The sequence below is a fragment of the Saccharibacillus endophyticus genome, from assembly GCF_013185185.1.
Lineage (GTDB): Bacteria > Bacillota > Bacilli > Paenibacillales > Paenibacillaceae > Saccharibacillus > Saccharibacillus endophyticus.
Window position 1 is genome coordinate 22051 of sequence record NZ_JAAZWE010000009.1, and the last position, 14855, is coordinate 36905.

Annotated in this window: 8 protein-coding genes; 2 read left to right on the plus strand and 6 right to left on the minus strand. The window is 40.7% G+C overall.

The window, feature by feature from the left end; genetic code table 11:
* Positions 1–22 precede the first annotated feature (22 nt).
* Entirely contained in the window at positions 23–2146 is a 2124-nt protein-coding gene (locus HRQ63_RS23775) for an LTA synthase family protein (RefSeq protein ID WP_172247643.1), read from the minus strand.
* 238 nt (positions 2147–2384) lie between these two features.
* Here HRQ63_RS23775 and HRQ63_RS23780 point away from each other — a divergent pair, with 238 nt between their 5' ends.
* Positions 2385–5615, plus strand: coding sequence for a glycosyltransferase (locus tag HRQ63_RS23780; RefSeq protein ID WP_172247644.1), 3231 nt, complete (start codon positions 2385–2387; stop codon positions 5613–5615).
* 218 nt (positions 5616–5833) lie between these two features.
* Here the strand turns inward: HRQ63_RS23780 and HRQ63_RS23785 are convergent, their stop codons facing one another.
* From HRQ63_RS23785 to HRQ63_RS23800, 4 genes are read right to left on the minus strand one after another with little or no spacing between them, the layout of a single operon-like run.
* Positions 5834–6934: a glycosyltransferase gene (locus HRQ63_RS23785; protein ID WP_172247645.1), complete on the minus strand. Its 1101-nt coding sequence runs from the start codon at positions 6932–6934 to the stop codon at positions 5834–5836.
* Between the two features lie 54 nt (positions 6935–6988).
* Complete coding sequence (locus HRQ63_RS23790; protein ID WP_229714339.1) at positions 6989–7717, minus strand: ABC transporter ATP-binding protein; 729 nt, start codon at positions 7715–7717, stop codon at positions 6989–6991.
* A 14-nt stretch (positions 7718–7731) separates the two neighbouring features.
* Positions 7732–8505, minus strand: a complete 774-nt coding sequence (locus tag HRQ63_RS23795) for an ABC transporter permease (RefSeq protein ID WP_229714338.1) — start codon at positions 8503–8505, stop codon at positions 7732–7734.
* 37 nt (positions 8506–8542) lie between these two features.
* The gene (locus tag HRQ63_RS23800) at positions 8543–9493 is read right to left on the minus strand and encodes a class I SAM-dependent methyltransferase (RefSeq protein ID WP_172247646.1); all 951 of its coding nucleotides are present in this window, start codon (positions 9491–9493) and stop codon (positions 8543–8545) included.
* A 141-nt stretch (positions 9494–9634) separates the two neighbouring features.
* On the opposite strand from HRQ63_RS23800, the gene HRQ63_RS23805 reads away from it, so the two are divergent.
* Complete coding sequence (locus HRQ63_RS23805) at positions 9635–12160, plus strand: O-antigen ligase family protein (protein ID WP_172247647.1); 2526 nt, start codon at positions 9635–9637, stop codon at positions 12158–12160.
* Between the two features lie 64 nt (positions 12161–12224).
* On the opposite strand, the gene HRQ63_RS23810 is transcribed toward HRQ63_RS23805, so the two are convergent.
* Positions 12225–14738 (minus strand): U32 family peptidase, encoded by a 2514-nt coding sequence (locus HRQ63_RS23810; RefSeq protein WP_172247648.1) that lies wholly within the window; start codon positions 14736–14738, stop codon positions 12225–12227.
* Positions 14739–14855: the final 117 nt, after the last annotated feature.

Genomic DNA, 14855 nt, shown 5'->3' on the forward strand with positions numbered 1-14855 from the left:
AATACCACTCCATTCTATTTTCTCATTCAATTATAACGGTAATAACATTTGACTCTGCTATAATCATATCCTTTGAGTCCAGCACCTTCAACTGAAGATGTAGCTCGCCCGGTTGCGAATATGCTTCATCCGAAAGGAGTAATGAAGCAGTATTTCCATCAATAGCAAAATTTTTAGCCACTTGATCATTAATAAAAACTTTAGCATTAGAATAAAAATTTTGTCCAGTAAAACTAAGTGCCGATTGACTATCGACGATATTAAACTTTTGACCATGTGCAATAATATTAGGATAAGTTGTATCAATAACCATTTTATCAGAACCTAAAAAATAGTTAGCAAATGGAATGTTAGCAATAGATTTTTCCGATAAATAATTTGCACCAAATAAGCGATCGTATTGAAGCATTTCATGTTTTTCAATCATTTTTGAGTCATTTGAAAATTGACTTTGAAATTGTTTAGCAGGTATTAAAGGTTGTTTATTTTGAAAAACATTCAATAATTCGAAATAATCACTTAATTCTAAATTGGTTCTCTTTAAAATAGAACCTCCTAAATAAAATGCATTCATATCTAAATCTATTTTTTCCATTCCGTAATTATTCCATATTACATAAGGAACACTATATGCTTTTAAATATTGTTTTAAGTCTGTTTTGTCAAAAGTATTTGAGTATTCACCAAAAAAATCAGCTTCTCCATATACTTCTGGAATTACAGGAAGATGGTCTCCAAAAAATGCAATTACCGTAGGAGTATCCTGCGCTTCATAATATTCCACTAAACTTTTTAATGCTTTATCAGCATTATTGATCCCAATTGAGTAACTTTCTAATTCCTCACTAGCTGTATTACTTAATCCTTCTGGGTCTATAAAATTATAATCTAAAGTGATTTCTCCATACTTCTTCACATCGTACATAGCATGATTTTCCATGGATACTGCGAAAATAAAAGATGGCTTATCATTTAAGTTTATTTGCTTTTTTATAGCATCGGTCAGTTCTTGGTCTGAAATAAAAACACCTGAGTAATCAGGATTATCAAAGAATTCTTTACTTACAAAATTATTAAAACCTAACTTTTCATATACCAAGTTTCGATTCCAAAACCAATTATCATAAGTATGGATTGCAGAAGCAATATACCCTTGTTTTCGTAATATACTTGCCAATGACTCTAGAGGTTGATTCACAAAATTCAAATAAGCTACACTGCCTTCTGGAAGAAAGTTCATTGAGTTTCCAGTCAGAAACTCAAATTCTGTATTAGCAGTTTTTCCTCCATGAACAGGAGATAAAAGCATACCTGAAGAGAACTTGGATTGTAACGAATGAAAGAAGGGAATGGGATCTTGCTTAAAATTTATCTCTGAAAGAGAAGTTGGATCCCAAAAAGCCTCACTCATTATCGCAATTATATTAGGTTGTACTTGTCCCTGATGGTGTTTAATAGAACTCGGTAAATCAACTCGAATATTTTTTATGGTTTCCTTACTATATCCTTTAGGAGGAGCAACTTTACTAAATTGAGTACTCATTACAATTGACAACAAAAAACCATTCTCCTCGTGGTTTTCTGCTTGATTCCAAAATTTGTTTTCTATTTTAAAAACTTGACCCAGATTTTCAGGTTGCATGCCAACTACCAATGACATAAGTAATAGTAATGAGAACATCGTCTTTTTGAAGCTGTTTTTTGCATAATTCAAATTTATTGTTTTAAACAAAAGGACCATCATAAGATTGATTGAGATCAAACCAAAAACATATTCTATTTTTATATATGTACTCCAATTGCTAAAAAGAATTGATTTTTCTTCTCCTAATAAAAGATCAGAAAATTGTAATGGTTCACCTAAAAAATTCTTTTTAACTAAATTAATTACAGAAAAAATAAATATGAGATTGAACAAAAGAAAAAATAGCAACTTAGCATTTTTTTTAGAGATAAACACTACAAAAAAAATTAAAATATATAACGCCCAGTTGACTACAAATTCTATTGGTCTCTGAATTAACCATATTAAAACATCTAAAGGATTGGATCGCGCTATGCTTTCACTCACAAAAATTGAAAGCAAAGAAATAAGTGGAATAAAATAATATACATTGATACTCAGATTCTTTTTTTCAAAATTCAATTTTAAAATCTCTCCTGACTTAAACAAATTAACTTATCGTTTTTACTATTTTTAAAAAGCGAACTGAAAGAAAAGTATTTCAAAATAGATTCTATGTTATACATTTTAGCAAAAGCTAAAATGAGTTTTAGTTAAAACCATTTTACAGTTATACAAACCAATTTGCTTTAGTTATTACTCCTGTTACAATAGCTAATGTATAATCCACAAAATATTTATTAAAGGGAGTAATGCTTTAATGGATGAAAACATAAATTTATGGGATTTGGTTTCTGAAAAATATGATATTGAGATAGACGAAGGAGAAAAAAAATTAGGCCATGAAATCTTGAACATCTTTAAAACATTCAACCTAGGCGATTGTGCAAAAAGTATTGAACTGGGTTGTGGGAGCGGCCACCTTTCTGCTTACTTAGCTCAGCATAACTTTGAAACATCGCTTTTTGATTTTAGTCCTGTTGCTCTCAAGAAGGCTAAAGCTTGCTATGCTAATCTCAATTTGGAAGGAACTTTTATAGAAGGCGATCTCCTTAACTTAAAGCCTGATTCACAAGAATACGATATTGTTTGGAATAGCGGCGTGATGGAGCATTTTACTGACGAACAATTACTAGACATACTTAAAGATCTTTTGATGTTTAATTCAAAATACTACGTATTTATTATGCCCAATGCGCATTCCTTGCCATATCTATTATTCCGTTATAACAAAATGCGAAAAAAAGAATGGATATGGGGCAACGAATATTTAAGAGATGATTACGACAAGTTTTTTGTACAAGCTGGATACGCGATTCATTCTACGCATTATTTAGGCATGAATGTGAGTGGTTTCCAAATTTCAGATGCCTTGCAAGATATACCTTTTCAATTTCCCTTTGAGGATCTTTCTGCATTAGAAATGATTTCATCAAAAGACAGCTATTTAATTGCTTATGTTTTAACAAAAAACATTAAATCTTTTACTACTAACGTTACGACCTTAAAAAAAACTGATGATCCTATTGGCTTCTCACATCGTTCTGTTGAATATAAGACTCGAATTTTCGACCTATACGCTGAAAAAGAGCATTTACAATTAACCAATCAAGATCTTAAAGTTATAATGGATCGCTTACAATGCGACTATGCGGAATCATTGAATAACGCCAATGAATTATTCAGTACCCTCCAAAAATCCCATGATTCCTTAAAGTCAGAATTCTTCAATGAGAAAAGAATTCTCAATCAAGAATTAGGTGAGCTAAAAGAAACTAATATTAGCTTAACATACAAGCTAAATCAAAAACCAGATTTTGATACGGAACAGGTAAATTCTCTACAAAAACAATTAGAAGAACTACATATCAAATTCGCTAAAGCGGAAGAAGAGAAAAACAGAGCGTATCAAGAAATTTCAAATATTAAAAACTCCAACCTTTGGAAATTTGCGCTTCGTTATTATAGAGTTCGCGATAAAGTCGTGCCAAAACGCTTTTTGATTAAAAAGTCCGTTGCCACTCAAACCGCTGCAAATCATCCGATTCAGCCAGCGGTAACCGCGGATACGAAACCTATTCCGCTTGTAGAGAAAAAACCTAAAGTAGATTTAAAAATCAATTCTTTTGACTATAAAAAACAAGATATTATTTTCTTATCCGTGATTGATTGGGATTTCAGATTCCAAAGACCTCAACATCTTTCTCAGAATCTAGCCAAACTAGGGCATCGAGTGTTTTACTTTAATGCAAATTTCCACTCTTCCAATGTGCACGTCAAACATCGTCAAGCCAACTTGGAAGAAGTTACCTTGTCCAATCATTTCGGTACACGCATTTATGATATCGACTACAGCACCAATATTATAAAAATGGCTAAAGACTTAAGTGCTATTTTGAATCCTTATCACATTCGAGACTGTACGGTGATCGTAGAATATCCAAATTGGGTTCCTATTGCCCATTATTTAAAAGAACATTTCGGGTTCAAAATTGTATTTGATTACATTGACGATTATAACGATTTTAAAGACACAGCCAGCGCTAACCTAATTAGTTATACAAAAGAATTATTCTCGATCAGCGACCTGGTTATTGCTACTTCTCAAGACTTGTATGAAAAAGCAAAACCTTTTGCAAAAAAAATCGAGATTATTCGAAATGGTACTGAATTTACCTTCTTCAATCAAGCTGCAAAATCCTCTAAGCAAAAAGAGAAAAAGATCGGCTATTATGGCGCTATCGCAGAATGGTTTGATACAGAAAAAATCGCGATTCTAGCAGAGAAATTACCGGATGTAGCCATCGAATTGATCGGGCATGTTAGCCATGAAGAATGTATGGAATTGAACAAGTACAAAAACGTAAACTTTTTAGGCGAAAAGAAGTACACCGACTTGCCGAAGTATTTAGAAGACTATGATGTTTGTTTGATCCCATTCAAATCAGACATTGAATTGATCAAAGCGACTAATCCTGTCAAATTTTATGAATACCTCAGTGCCGGAAAAAAAATCGTGGCGACTGAAATTCCTGAACTTGAAATATATCGAGATGAATATGTGTATTTAGCAAACTCCAATGAACAATTTTATGAATATGTGGCGGCATGCCTGAATCAAACGGATATTCTGAAAGATTCTGACGAACTGATGCAATTAGCTGAACAGAACGATTGGAATCAACGTTGTATCGAACTGGATCAATATCTTCAAAGCATGGCTCCAAAAGTTAGCGTTGTGCTGATTACGTACAACAACCTGGATTACACCAAAAAGTGCATAGATAGCATTTTCCAAAAAACTGCGTATCCTAATTATGAATTGGTCATCGTTGATAATGATTCACAAGACGATACGCCCGCTTACCTGTTGGACCTTCAGAAAAATATGTCTAATGTCAGAGTGATCTTGAATGACCAGAATCTGGGCTTTGCTGCGGGTAATAACGTAGGGATTCGTGCTTCGGAAGGCGAGTACATCATCTTGCTCAATAACGACACGATTGTGACTCGCGGATGGATTAGCGGCTTGATCAAGCATTTGAACAAAGATCATGTAGGCATGGTCGGCCCTGTAACGAACTCGATCGGGAATGAAGCTCAAATCCATGTAGACTACACTTCGATCGACGAGATGGATCGTTTTGCGATTGATTATACAACCCAGTATCAGAACCAAACTTATAGCCAAATTCCGGTACTTGCTATGTTCTGCGTAGCCTTCAAAGCAGAAATTATCAAAGAAGTCGGATATTTAGACGAAGACTATGAAGTTGGTATGTTTGAAGATGATGATTACTCTATGGCACTTAAAAAAGCAGGATATACAGTTGCATGTGCTGAAGATGTATTTATTCATCATTTCGGAAGTGTTTCTTTCAAAAAACTGCAAGATAAAAAATACAGAGAAATTTTTGATAAAAACAAGATTTACTTTGAAAAGAAATGGGATACCGTTTGGATGCCTCACAATTACCGCAAAGAATTATAAAAGCAAAAAACATATTACTCGTTTTTTATACATTTACTAAAAAGGTTGAAGTCACATTCATTCGAATGTGACTTCAACCTTTTTTTATGCGGAATGTAAATTTATATAGCTGTGTAATGACTCCCAAAATTCATATACATGAAACAAGCCTTAATTACAGTTTTATCGTAAATCAAAAAATTAATCTTTCAATAGTCTTGGTTGATTACTAAATGAGTTTATAAATGAATTTCATTTATTTTTTTTTGCATAAAGAGTGCTCTTTCTGTCCAAGTGTTTTCAGATACAAAAGAAATCCGTTTCTCTGCTTCTTGCAAGTTGTCTTCTTTCAAAGCTTTAATAAGCTGCTCAGAGAATTCCGTAAAGCTGGTTGCTGTATAAATATAATCAGAGAATCGTTCCAGACCTTCGTAATATACGCTTACAACAGGCTTACCTCCAGCCAAATATTCATAAATTTTAACCGGGTCTACAGATTCGATTAAATCGTTTTTTTTGAAAGGCATAATGCAAACGTCAAATTCCTTTAAATAAATAGGCAACACTTCAAAATTCACTTTGCCTAGAAATTTCACGTTTGGAAACGAGCTGAATCGCTTGACTATGCCGGCTACTTCTATTGGACCAATCATTTGAAATTCCAAGTCGGAAAATTCAGTAGACAATTTTTCTAATAATTCAAAATCAAACCAATAAGAAATAGTGCCAAAATAACCAACGATAGTTCTAGCGCCTGACTTTGGCGATCTGGCTTGCATGAAATGCGAACTATCTGCGGCGTTTGGAACAAAATGTACCTTTTCGAAAGTCGCATAGGACACAATTCGCTGATACAACAACTGGCTGCTGGTAAAAATATAGTCGGCTACTTGCGCTAAACGTTGTTCTTGGAATTCAATTTCCGTTCTTTTTTCTGGATCGTCGTGAAAACCTGCATGATAATCCATACAGTCGTATACAATCTTTCCTTTATACGATGAAGGGATTGTATCTACATATTTAGGATGCGTGACCCATATCATTTCATATTCTTTTTGAGCCAGCAAATCAGTAATAATTTTTTTGACAATACGAATATTAAGATGATCGATTTTTTTGAAACGACCAAATGGTTGTACCCATATCCTTTTTAAATGTAACCGATCATGCTTATTATTTTCAGCTTTAGTTTTATTTTTTTGTTCAAGTAGCCATTTCAATGTGCTTTTCTCATAAATATAATCTACTTCGTAGTTTTTGCTCAGTTCGTTCGCGATATGTTGAGGACGCTGCATAATATAGTCCCAATCAATCAAAGAAAGATACAATATAGATTTCATTACAACTCCTCATTTTCTCTTTCTGTATACACGTTCGCTTTTAGAAATCTTCATTCAAACCATATAACGATCACAGATCTGGTGGACGTCACCGTATTCCAAAACATGACCTTTTTCAATATATACTGCTTTATTACAAATCTCTTTAACCTGTTCCATGCTATGCGAGACAAATAGAATAGTAGTTCCGCCTTGAATCATTTCGTGTATTCGGATTTCGCACTTTTCTTGAAACTTGTAATCACCTACCGATAAGATTTCATCAATAATCAAAATATCCGGCTGTGTCACTGTAGAAATAGAAAAGCCAAGTCGTGCCAACATTCCAGACGAAAAGTTTTTTATAGGCACATCAACGAAATCATGAAGTTCTGAGAAATCAATGATTTTATCAAAATGGCTCACCATGTCGGCTTTAGAATACCCTAAAACGGCTCCATTCAGAAAAATATTTTCCCGTGCTGTTAAATCAATATCAAATCCAGCTCCAAGTTCGATCATGGGCGCAATCGTTCCTACTGTTTTTATTGAACCAGTAGTTGGTTTTAAAACTCCGGCAATTAATTTGAGTAACGTACTTTTTCCGGACCCGTTCATGCCTAACAAAGCCAAAGAATCGCCTTTTTCAACTTTGAACGAAATATCTTGCAATGCAATAAAAGGTTCAACATTCATCTGTTTCTTAAACATTTTAATCATATACTCTTTAATACTATCTACTCTCTCTTTGTAGAGATTAAATTGCATAGATACGTGATCGATTTCTACAATAACTTCGCTCACAACTAAGTTCCTTTCTATATGTGCAGGATGAATTTGTCTTGATTTTTATAAAAAACGTAAGCTCCAATTCCTAGCATGACTAAGCTATATGCTAGACAAACCAGATTTAGGCTTAATGTAGGGACCTGATTATACATAACCACTTCTCTGAATAAATTAATAAAAGATGTCAGCGGATTAAATTCGACGATACTTCGTATGCCTTCAGGGAGTATGTCCAGAGGATAGAATACAGGCGTAAAATACATCCAAGCGGTAAGAAGAACCCCATACAGATGCATAATATCACGGAAGAAGACACTCAAAGCCGATAAGAGTAAGGATACGCCAAGTGTGAATAAACAAATGTATAATAGAGGTAACGGTGCAAACAAAATTGTCCATGTGATTTGACTTTGTGTAAAAATCATTACCAAAAGTAAAGCAACAAAGGATGCAAACAAGTTCACAAGACTAGAAAAAACTTTTGATAGCGGGAATAAATATTTAGGTACATACACTTTTTTGATTAAACTTCCGTTACTCAAAATTGAGGTCAATGCCATATTGGAAGCTTCACTAAAAAAATTGAAAATCAATTGTCCACAAAGCAAATATACTGGGAAATTATCGATAGAAAACCTGAAAATATTTGAAAAAATTAAAGTTAATACAATCATCATCAACAGTGGATTCAAAAGAGTCCATAATACGCCTAGAAACGAGCGACGGTATTTAATTTTGATGTCGCGCATCACTAATTCATTAAGCAAAAATTTATATTTCAACGTCGTTTTAAAATGACCCAATTACAATTCTCCTTTGAAAAACATCTTCAATATACATTTATTCTTCTTGTAAACTTTCTAGCTTACTTTTGTAGTAGTATACGGTTTTGTCTCTTTTCAAAATTTCTTCTTTGCTTGTATTAACCCAATCTAGTAAGGCAGCATTTTCCGTTTTGTAGTATTGAATTTCTGATTGTAACGCAGCTACTGACTCATCTCTTTTAGATATTTCTTGTTTGGATGCTTCAAGCCAAGAAAGATAATTTTCTTTTTCTTTAAAAAAAGCCTCTATTATTTCGTCTCTATGTTTGATTTCGCTTTTCAATTTTTGGATCAAAAGTGTTGTTGATTCAGAAGAATCAATGCCATAACTGTCTATTTGCTTAAGATTAAATTCTTTCAGTAGCTTCGATTTTGAACTTCCATATACTATTAAAATTTGTTGTCCTGGCCAAAATGTCGGATCTGATTCAATTATTTTAAAATAAACTAATACAAAACCATTATTTTCGATAGGAAAGCTTTCGTAGTCAAAAGTGAAAAAATGTTCTTTAATTCTTTCTGTTTCCATAAAAGGAACCATAACGATCAAAAAATCTTTTGTATGTTCCATGATTTGATCAAGCCATTCGTAGGGGTTCTCAAAATGTTCTAAGGTATTAGAAGTAAATATAATATTGTATTTTAAATTATAATCAAGTAAAGAACCTTTATAAAAGTCATATTGCGGGTAATTGGATTCGGCTTTCTCAACAGCACTTTCGGAATAGTCTAACCCTTGCAAAGTCATTTCTGGAAAATGATCGGATAAACACTTTACACCGTCTCCCTCAGCGCATCCCCAATCAAGCATAGAAAAATCTTTCTGCTTTCTGAGAGAAGTGATAAATTCACGAGGTAAATTTTTTAAAGCTAAGTTTGTAAAATAACTTGTTTGTTTTCTCCCGCCTCTAAGTTCCCAATCTTTTTCAAATAAATCATTCCAATAATCAAGACTGTTCATTTCCATTATATAACCTCCTTATTTTTCATTTTCAAATCTGAAAAGGGGCTTAGTACGTTCTAATATTGCTTATGCTCTGCTAAATATCTATTTTTTCAAATTCTATGATAAAATACTTCAGTACCCTCAAGTAAAGGAGATATTACATTGACTAACCAAGTATACGGTAATATGTACAACGAGTCGAGCAAAAAGGAACGAATATCCATTGAACGAATGAATAGCGGAACTACTTTGATCTGGACTCTTGTATCAGCCCTCATTATATTCTTAATCTGGGCGCCTTTCCAGCAAGGATTGTTTAACGGGCAGCGTATCGAGTTCGAACGGCCGATTTACTGGGCCGTCATCGGCACCTCCGCCCTGCTGCTGCTATGTGTAGCCGCGTTTATCAAGCACATGCGAATCACGGACCGTCGGGAGATCACCGCTATAGGAGTATGGCTGCTGCCTCTTACATATATACTCTCGTTGATCCCTGCAGTTTCGCACTTTATGGCAATGGACATGATTTTAATTATGTGCGCCAACGCCGCTTTCTTTACGATCGGCGTATTTTTGCTTCAACATCGTTCGGCCAACCGCGTGATGCGTGCCGCATTGCTTTGGACCACTTATGTCATTGTCATCTATGGCTTTATCAACTGGTTCGGCCAGCGAATGTTCGCGGGAAGCCTCGTCGGCTGGTTCACGCATATCGTCAGCAACGGCGTATATACCGATGCTGTAATGACCGACTCGAACGGTCTGCGTCTGACTTCGGTGTTCCAGTACGCGAATACCTATGCCGCCTTCTTGATGGCGATGCTGTTCGCCGTTCTGTTTACGGCAAGCCGTTCGTTGAAACTGTACGATCGTTTGATTCACGGCTTTATGCTTGTACCGATCGTCCTGTCTATCGCCTTGACGCTGTCGCGCGGCGGACTTGTGATGCTGCCGGTCGTCTTTATCGTACTGCTGCTGTTCCTGAAGCCTGCACAGCAGTTGATTTGGATCATCAACCTGGTCATCGCTACGGCGATTTCGTTGGCGGTGCTTCAGCCGATTACCGATCTCGGCTTGAGCTTGAATCAGGTGTATGACGGCGGAGATGCTTTCAAAGGCTGGGCGCTGCTGATCGGAGCATCCGCGATTAACGCTGCTCTCATTTGGCTGACAGGCCGTTACCTGCAACCATTGTTCGAGCGCAAGTTCGAACAATGGTCCGCAAAGCGTACGGCGAGCTTGTGGCTGCCGCTGGGAGGCATCGTTGTCGTCGCCGTACTGGCCTTCCTGCTCATCGGAACCGGACTTCGCAATGCTTTGCCGGAAAACGTGCGCGTGCGCGTCGAGAATATCAACTTCCAACAGCATAGCGTACTGGAACGGATCACGTTCTACAAAGACGCCATGAAATTGGTCGCCGACTACCCGGTACTGGGCGGCGGCGGCGGCGCTTGGGCTGTTTTATACGAGAAGTACCAGAACAACCCGTACATCAGTAACCAAACGCACAATTACTTCTTGCAGTACCTGGACGAAACCGGCATAGTAGGCATCGTGGTGCTTCTATCTTTCCTGATCTATGTCTTTTACTTGTATATTCGCAGTTACTTCAGAAGCCAAGACGAAGAGAAAAAGAACGCTAATTTCTTCTACTTCCTGATCGCGTTCTCGATTCTGATGCACAGCATGCTGGACTTCAATATGAGCTATGTGTATGTCAGCCTGATCGTGTTCTTTGCGCTCGGAGGCATGGCCGCCGCTATCGAAGCCAAGCCGCTGTTCAGAAAGAAAGAGGCTGAGGCTTCGAAAAAAACAGTAACCGACAGTTCGGGTTCGGGCGTACCGACGCTTTACGGCATCGCGGCCGGCGTCATCGCTATCGTGCTTCTGGTCGTATCGGGACGTTATATCGCTTCGGTCAGCGCAAGCCAGGAAGCGACGGTTCTGATGCAGAGTACGGAGCAAAAAAGCTACGAGCAGGTCAGAGAACCGCTGGATCGGGCTCTCGCGGTACGTCCGACTTATCCGACTACGGTAGCCCAGCTAGCGGTCGTACTGCAAAGCGTGTATAACAGCACGCAGGACACGCACTATCTGGACGAGGCCGAAGCGCTGCTGAAAGACGTTTATTCGAAAGAAGCCAACAGCAAAGATATCATCAACCAATTGGCTTCTGTTTATAACTTGAAAGCCGATCAAAAAAGCAGCTTCATGCTCTTCTCCGAAGGACTGGATCGCTTCACTTGGGATATGGATTGGTATAACCAAGTGATAACGCAGGCCGCGAATCTTAGCTACCAGTCGTTCGGCCAAGGAGACGCGGAAGGCAGAGAGTTTTATGCCAAAGAAGGCCTTGCCGCTTACGATAAGCTGCTTGCAGGAGTCGAACATTTGAAAACACTGCCGGAAGGCCAGCTTCAAGGACGCGAATTCTATGCTTCGCCGCAAATGACGATCAATGCGGCCAAACTTCATTACTTCCTGAACGAGCCTGACCAGGCGGTCTCGATGCTCAAGGGCATGTTGACGGAAGATTACACGAACGGCGATAATCTCGAAGCTGCCCGTTGGTACTTGATCGCTTTGAAAAAAACCGGCCAAGAAGATGCTGCCGTTTACGATGCATTAATCGCGGCGGATCCGGCATCCAAAGAACAAATCGACGCTTTCTCTTCGATCCAATTCTAAATTTCGGCTTACAAAAAAGGCGCTTCGCATATTCTGCGAAGCGCCTTTTCCTTATTCGAACGTCTTACTTCACCAACTGCCCCCGCGTAACCCCCAACTGATTCGTCGCTTTCAGCTTGCGCCAAACTTCCGAACCGCTGATCTTGCCGCTCAATGCACGCGTGTACAGATCGATAACCTCCAACACCTGCTCCGGCGTCTCTTCGAGGAACTCGACGCGATAGCTCGGCACGCCCGAATCGAGGAACTCGTTCAGGTATTCCGCGCCGGACTGCTCGATCGCGTTGTATACCGTATTCCGGCAGCCTTCGTCGACGCGGACCGGGTGGGACATGCCGATACGGTCGCGCAGCGACGCGCGCTGTTCTTCGCACGGGCGGCCGCAGTTCGTGAAGTCGGTGCCTTCGCTCATGAACGTGCAGTATACGCAGTGCTCGGTATGGAACATCGGCAGATGCTGATGAATCACGATCTCCATCTTGTCCGTCTGCGAGCGTCCGAGCAGATCGACCATCTGTTGGATGTTCAGGTCGTACGACGGCGTCACGCGGTCAAGACCGGCTTCCAGGAACAGGTCGACGGCTTTGTGGTTCGCCACGTTGAGCGAGAAATCGCCGATCAGCTCCGGATGGTTCTTGTCCGGGTTCTCCATCCGGTGGCGCAGGTAATAATACAGAGCGCCCGTATTGCGTACCAGCACCGCATCCGGCTCCAAACGCAGGATGTTCGCATGGTAGCCGTTTTCGTTCGGCATATGGATACGCGGCGTCGCCAACGCGATCTTTTTGCCGGCTGCCCGCACGGCCGCGACGGCCGCCGGGAACTGCTTGATAAACTCGAAGTCCGCATAGATCATCTCGACGCCGGCTTCAAGAGCAGCTTCCACCTGCGGCAGGCTGCGGCACAACGCCGTGATGCGGGCTTCCGAACGCTCGATCGGCTTCGCCGTATGCGACGAGTCGCCGTACACTTCGATATCGCGATGCACGTATACCGGAGGCTTCGGACGCTCGCCGGCCAATTCGTCGACCGCGCGGCGGCGCATGGCGTTCAGCTCGCGCATCGGCACGATGACGTCGCCGTGCAGCTGCACGTCCAGCTCTTCCAGCTGATACACGGTACCGCCCAGGCGGCCGAACTGCTCTTCCAGGATCTCGTAGCCCAATGGACGCTTCTTGGCAATCTCCAGCTCCATCTCGGACTCCACGCGAACTGTAGTCCCTTTGTCCACGTCCGTCCAGATCGAAACCAGAGGTTGACCCGGATTGCCCATGACTTTGACCGTCAACGGGAATACGCGGTACGGCTTCTCGGTTTCGAACGTTTGACGCAATCTGCGATCCAGCGCCGGGTCATTCGTTTTCCAAATGCGGTCCCCGACGTGCAAACGACGCAGATCGACGTCGTTGCGTCCCGGCACGATGTCGATGACCCAGCCTTGACCGGCTTCGCCTTCAAGCTTCACGCCTTTGCGGCGCACGTCATAGACGCGTCCGCCTTCTTCTTTCTTCGTCGGATCTCCCGCGTCGAACACGATGCCGTCGCCGCGCTTGAGCGGAGCTTCGATGCGGCAGACGACGCCGTCGCGCAGAATCTGCTCGACCCGTCCCAGATAAACGCCGCGGCTTTTCGGGAAAGTGCCTTCGACCAGCTGCTTGTTGTTCGTCCCGTCCAAGAATCCGTGCGTCAGACCGCGCGAGAAGCTTTGCTGCAGCTCGCGAACCTCTTCTTCCGAAGGCTTCGAATCGTCGCCGTCGAAGTAACGGTTGATCGCTGCATTATACTTGCTGACCACGTTCGCGACGTACTCCGGCGTTTTCAGACGACCTTCGATTTTGAAAGAAGTCACGCCTGCCTGGATCAGCTCCGGCATGATATCGATCGCGGCCAAGTCTTTCGGCGACAGCAGGTACGCGATATCGCCCATCGGTTTGTGTTCGCCGTCGACCATCAGGTCGTACGGAAGGCGGCAAGCCTGCGCGCATTCGCCGCGGTTGGCCGAACGCCCGCCCCACATCTCCGACGTCAGGCATTGACCTGAGTACGATACGCACAGCGCGCCGTGCACGAATACTTCCATCGGCAGCTTGGCTTGCTCGCCGATCTTTTGGATTTGCTTGAGATTGTTTTCACGCCCCAATACGACCCGTTCCATGTTAAAAGGCTTGGTGAACTCGACCGCTTCCGGCGACGTGATCGTCATCTGCGTCGAACCGTGGATCGGGAAGTCCGGCGAAATCTCGCGAATCATTTTAACCAGACCCAAATCCTGCACGATGACCGCATCCACGCCGGCAGCTACGCAAGCATCGATCAGTCCGCGCGCATCCTCAAGTTCGTTTTCGAAAACCAAAATGTTGAAAGTCAGAAATCCTTTTACCCCGTAGCTATGCAAAAAGCCCATGATCTCAGGCAGTTCGTCCATCCGGAAGTTGTTCGCGCGCGCGCGCGCATTGAACTTTTCAACGCCAAAAAAGACCGCGTCCGCACCGTTGGCTACGGCTGCACGCATGCAATCCCAGTCACCGGCAGGTGCCAATAGCTCGACGTCGCGTCTTGTAATTTGTTGTGTACTCATTTATCGTTATCCTCCCGCGCACTGCTTGAAGAAACGTTCCTCTCAAGCAAGCCGCATGTACTCATCTCATATCATATCGTCATAACCTACGTTACATCTTAATTTTTAACTAGTCTA

What these genes read in the sequence shown, in the direction of transcription:
- HRQ63_RS23800 (WP_172247646.1), bottom strand. Translation starts at nt 9,493, where the DNA reads ATGGAAATGAACAGTCTTGATTATTGGAATGATTTATTTGAAAAAGAT.
- HRQ63_RS23810 (WP_172247648.1), bottom strand. Translation starts at nt 14,738, where the DNA reads ATGAGTACACAACAAATTACAAGACGCGACGTCGAGCTATTGGCACCT.
- HRQ63_RS23780 (WP_172247644.1), top strand. Translation starts at nt 2,385, where the DNA reads ATGGATGAAAACATAAATTTATGGGATTTGGTTTCTGAAAAATATGAT.
- HRQ63_RS23785 (WP_172247645.1), bottom strand. Translation starts at nt 6,934, where the DNA reads ATGAAATCTATATTGTATCTTTCTTTGATTGATTGGGACTATATTATG.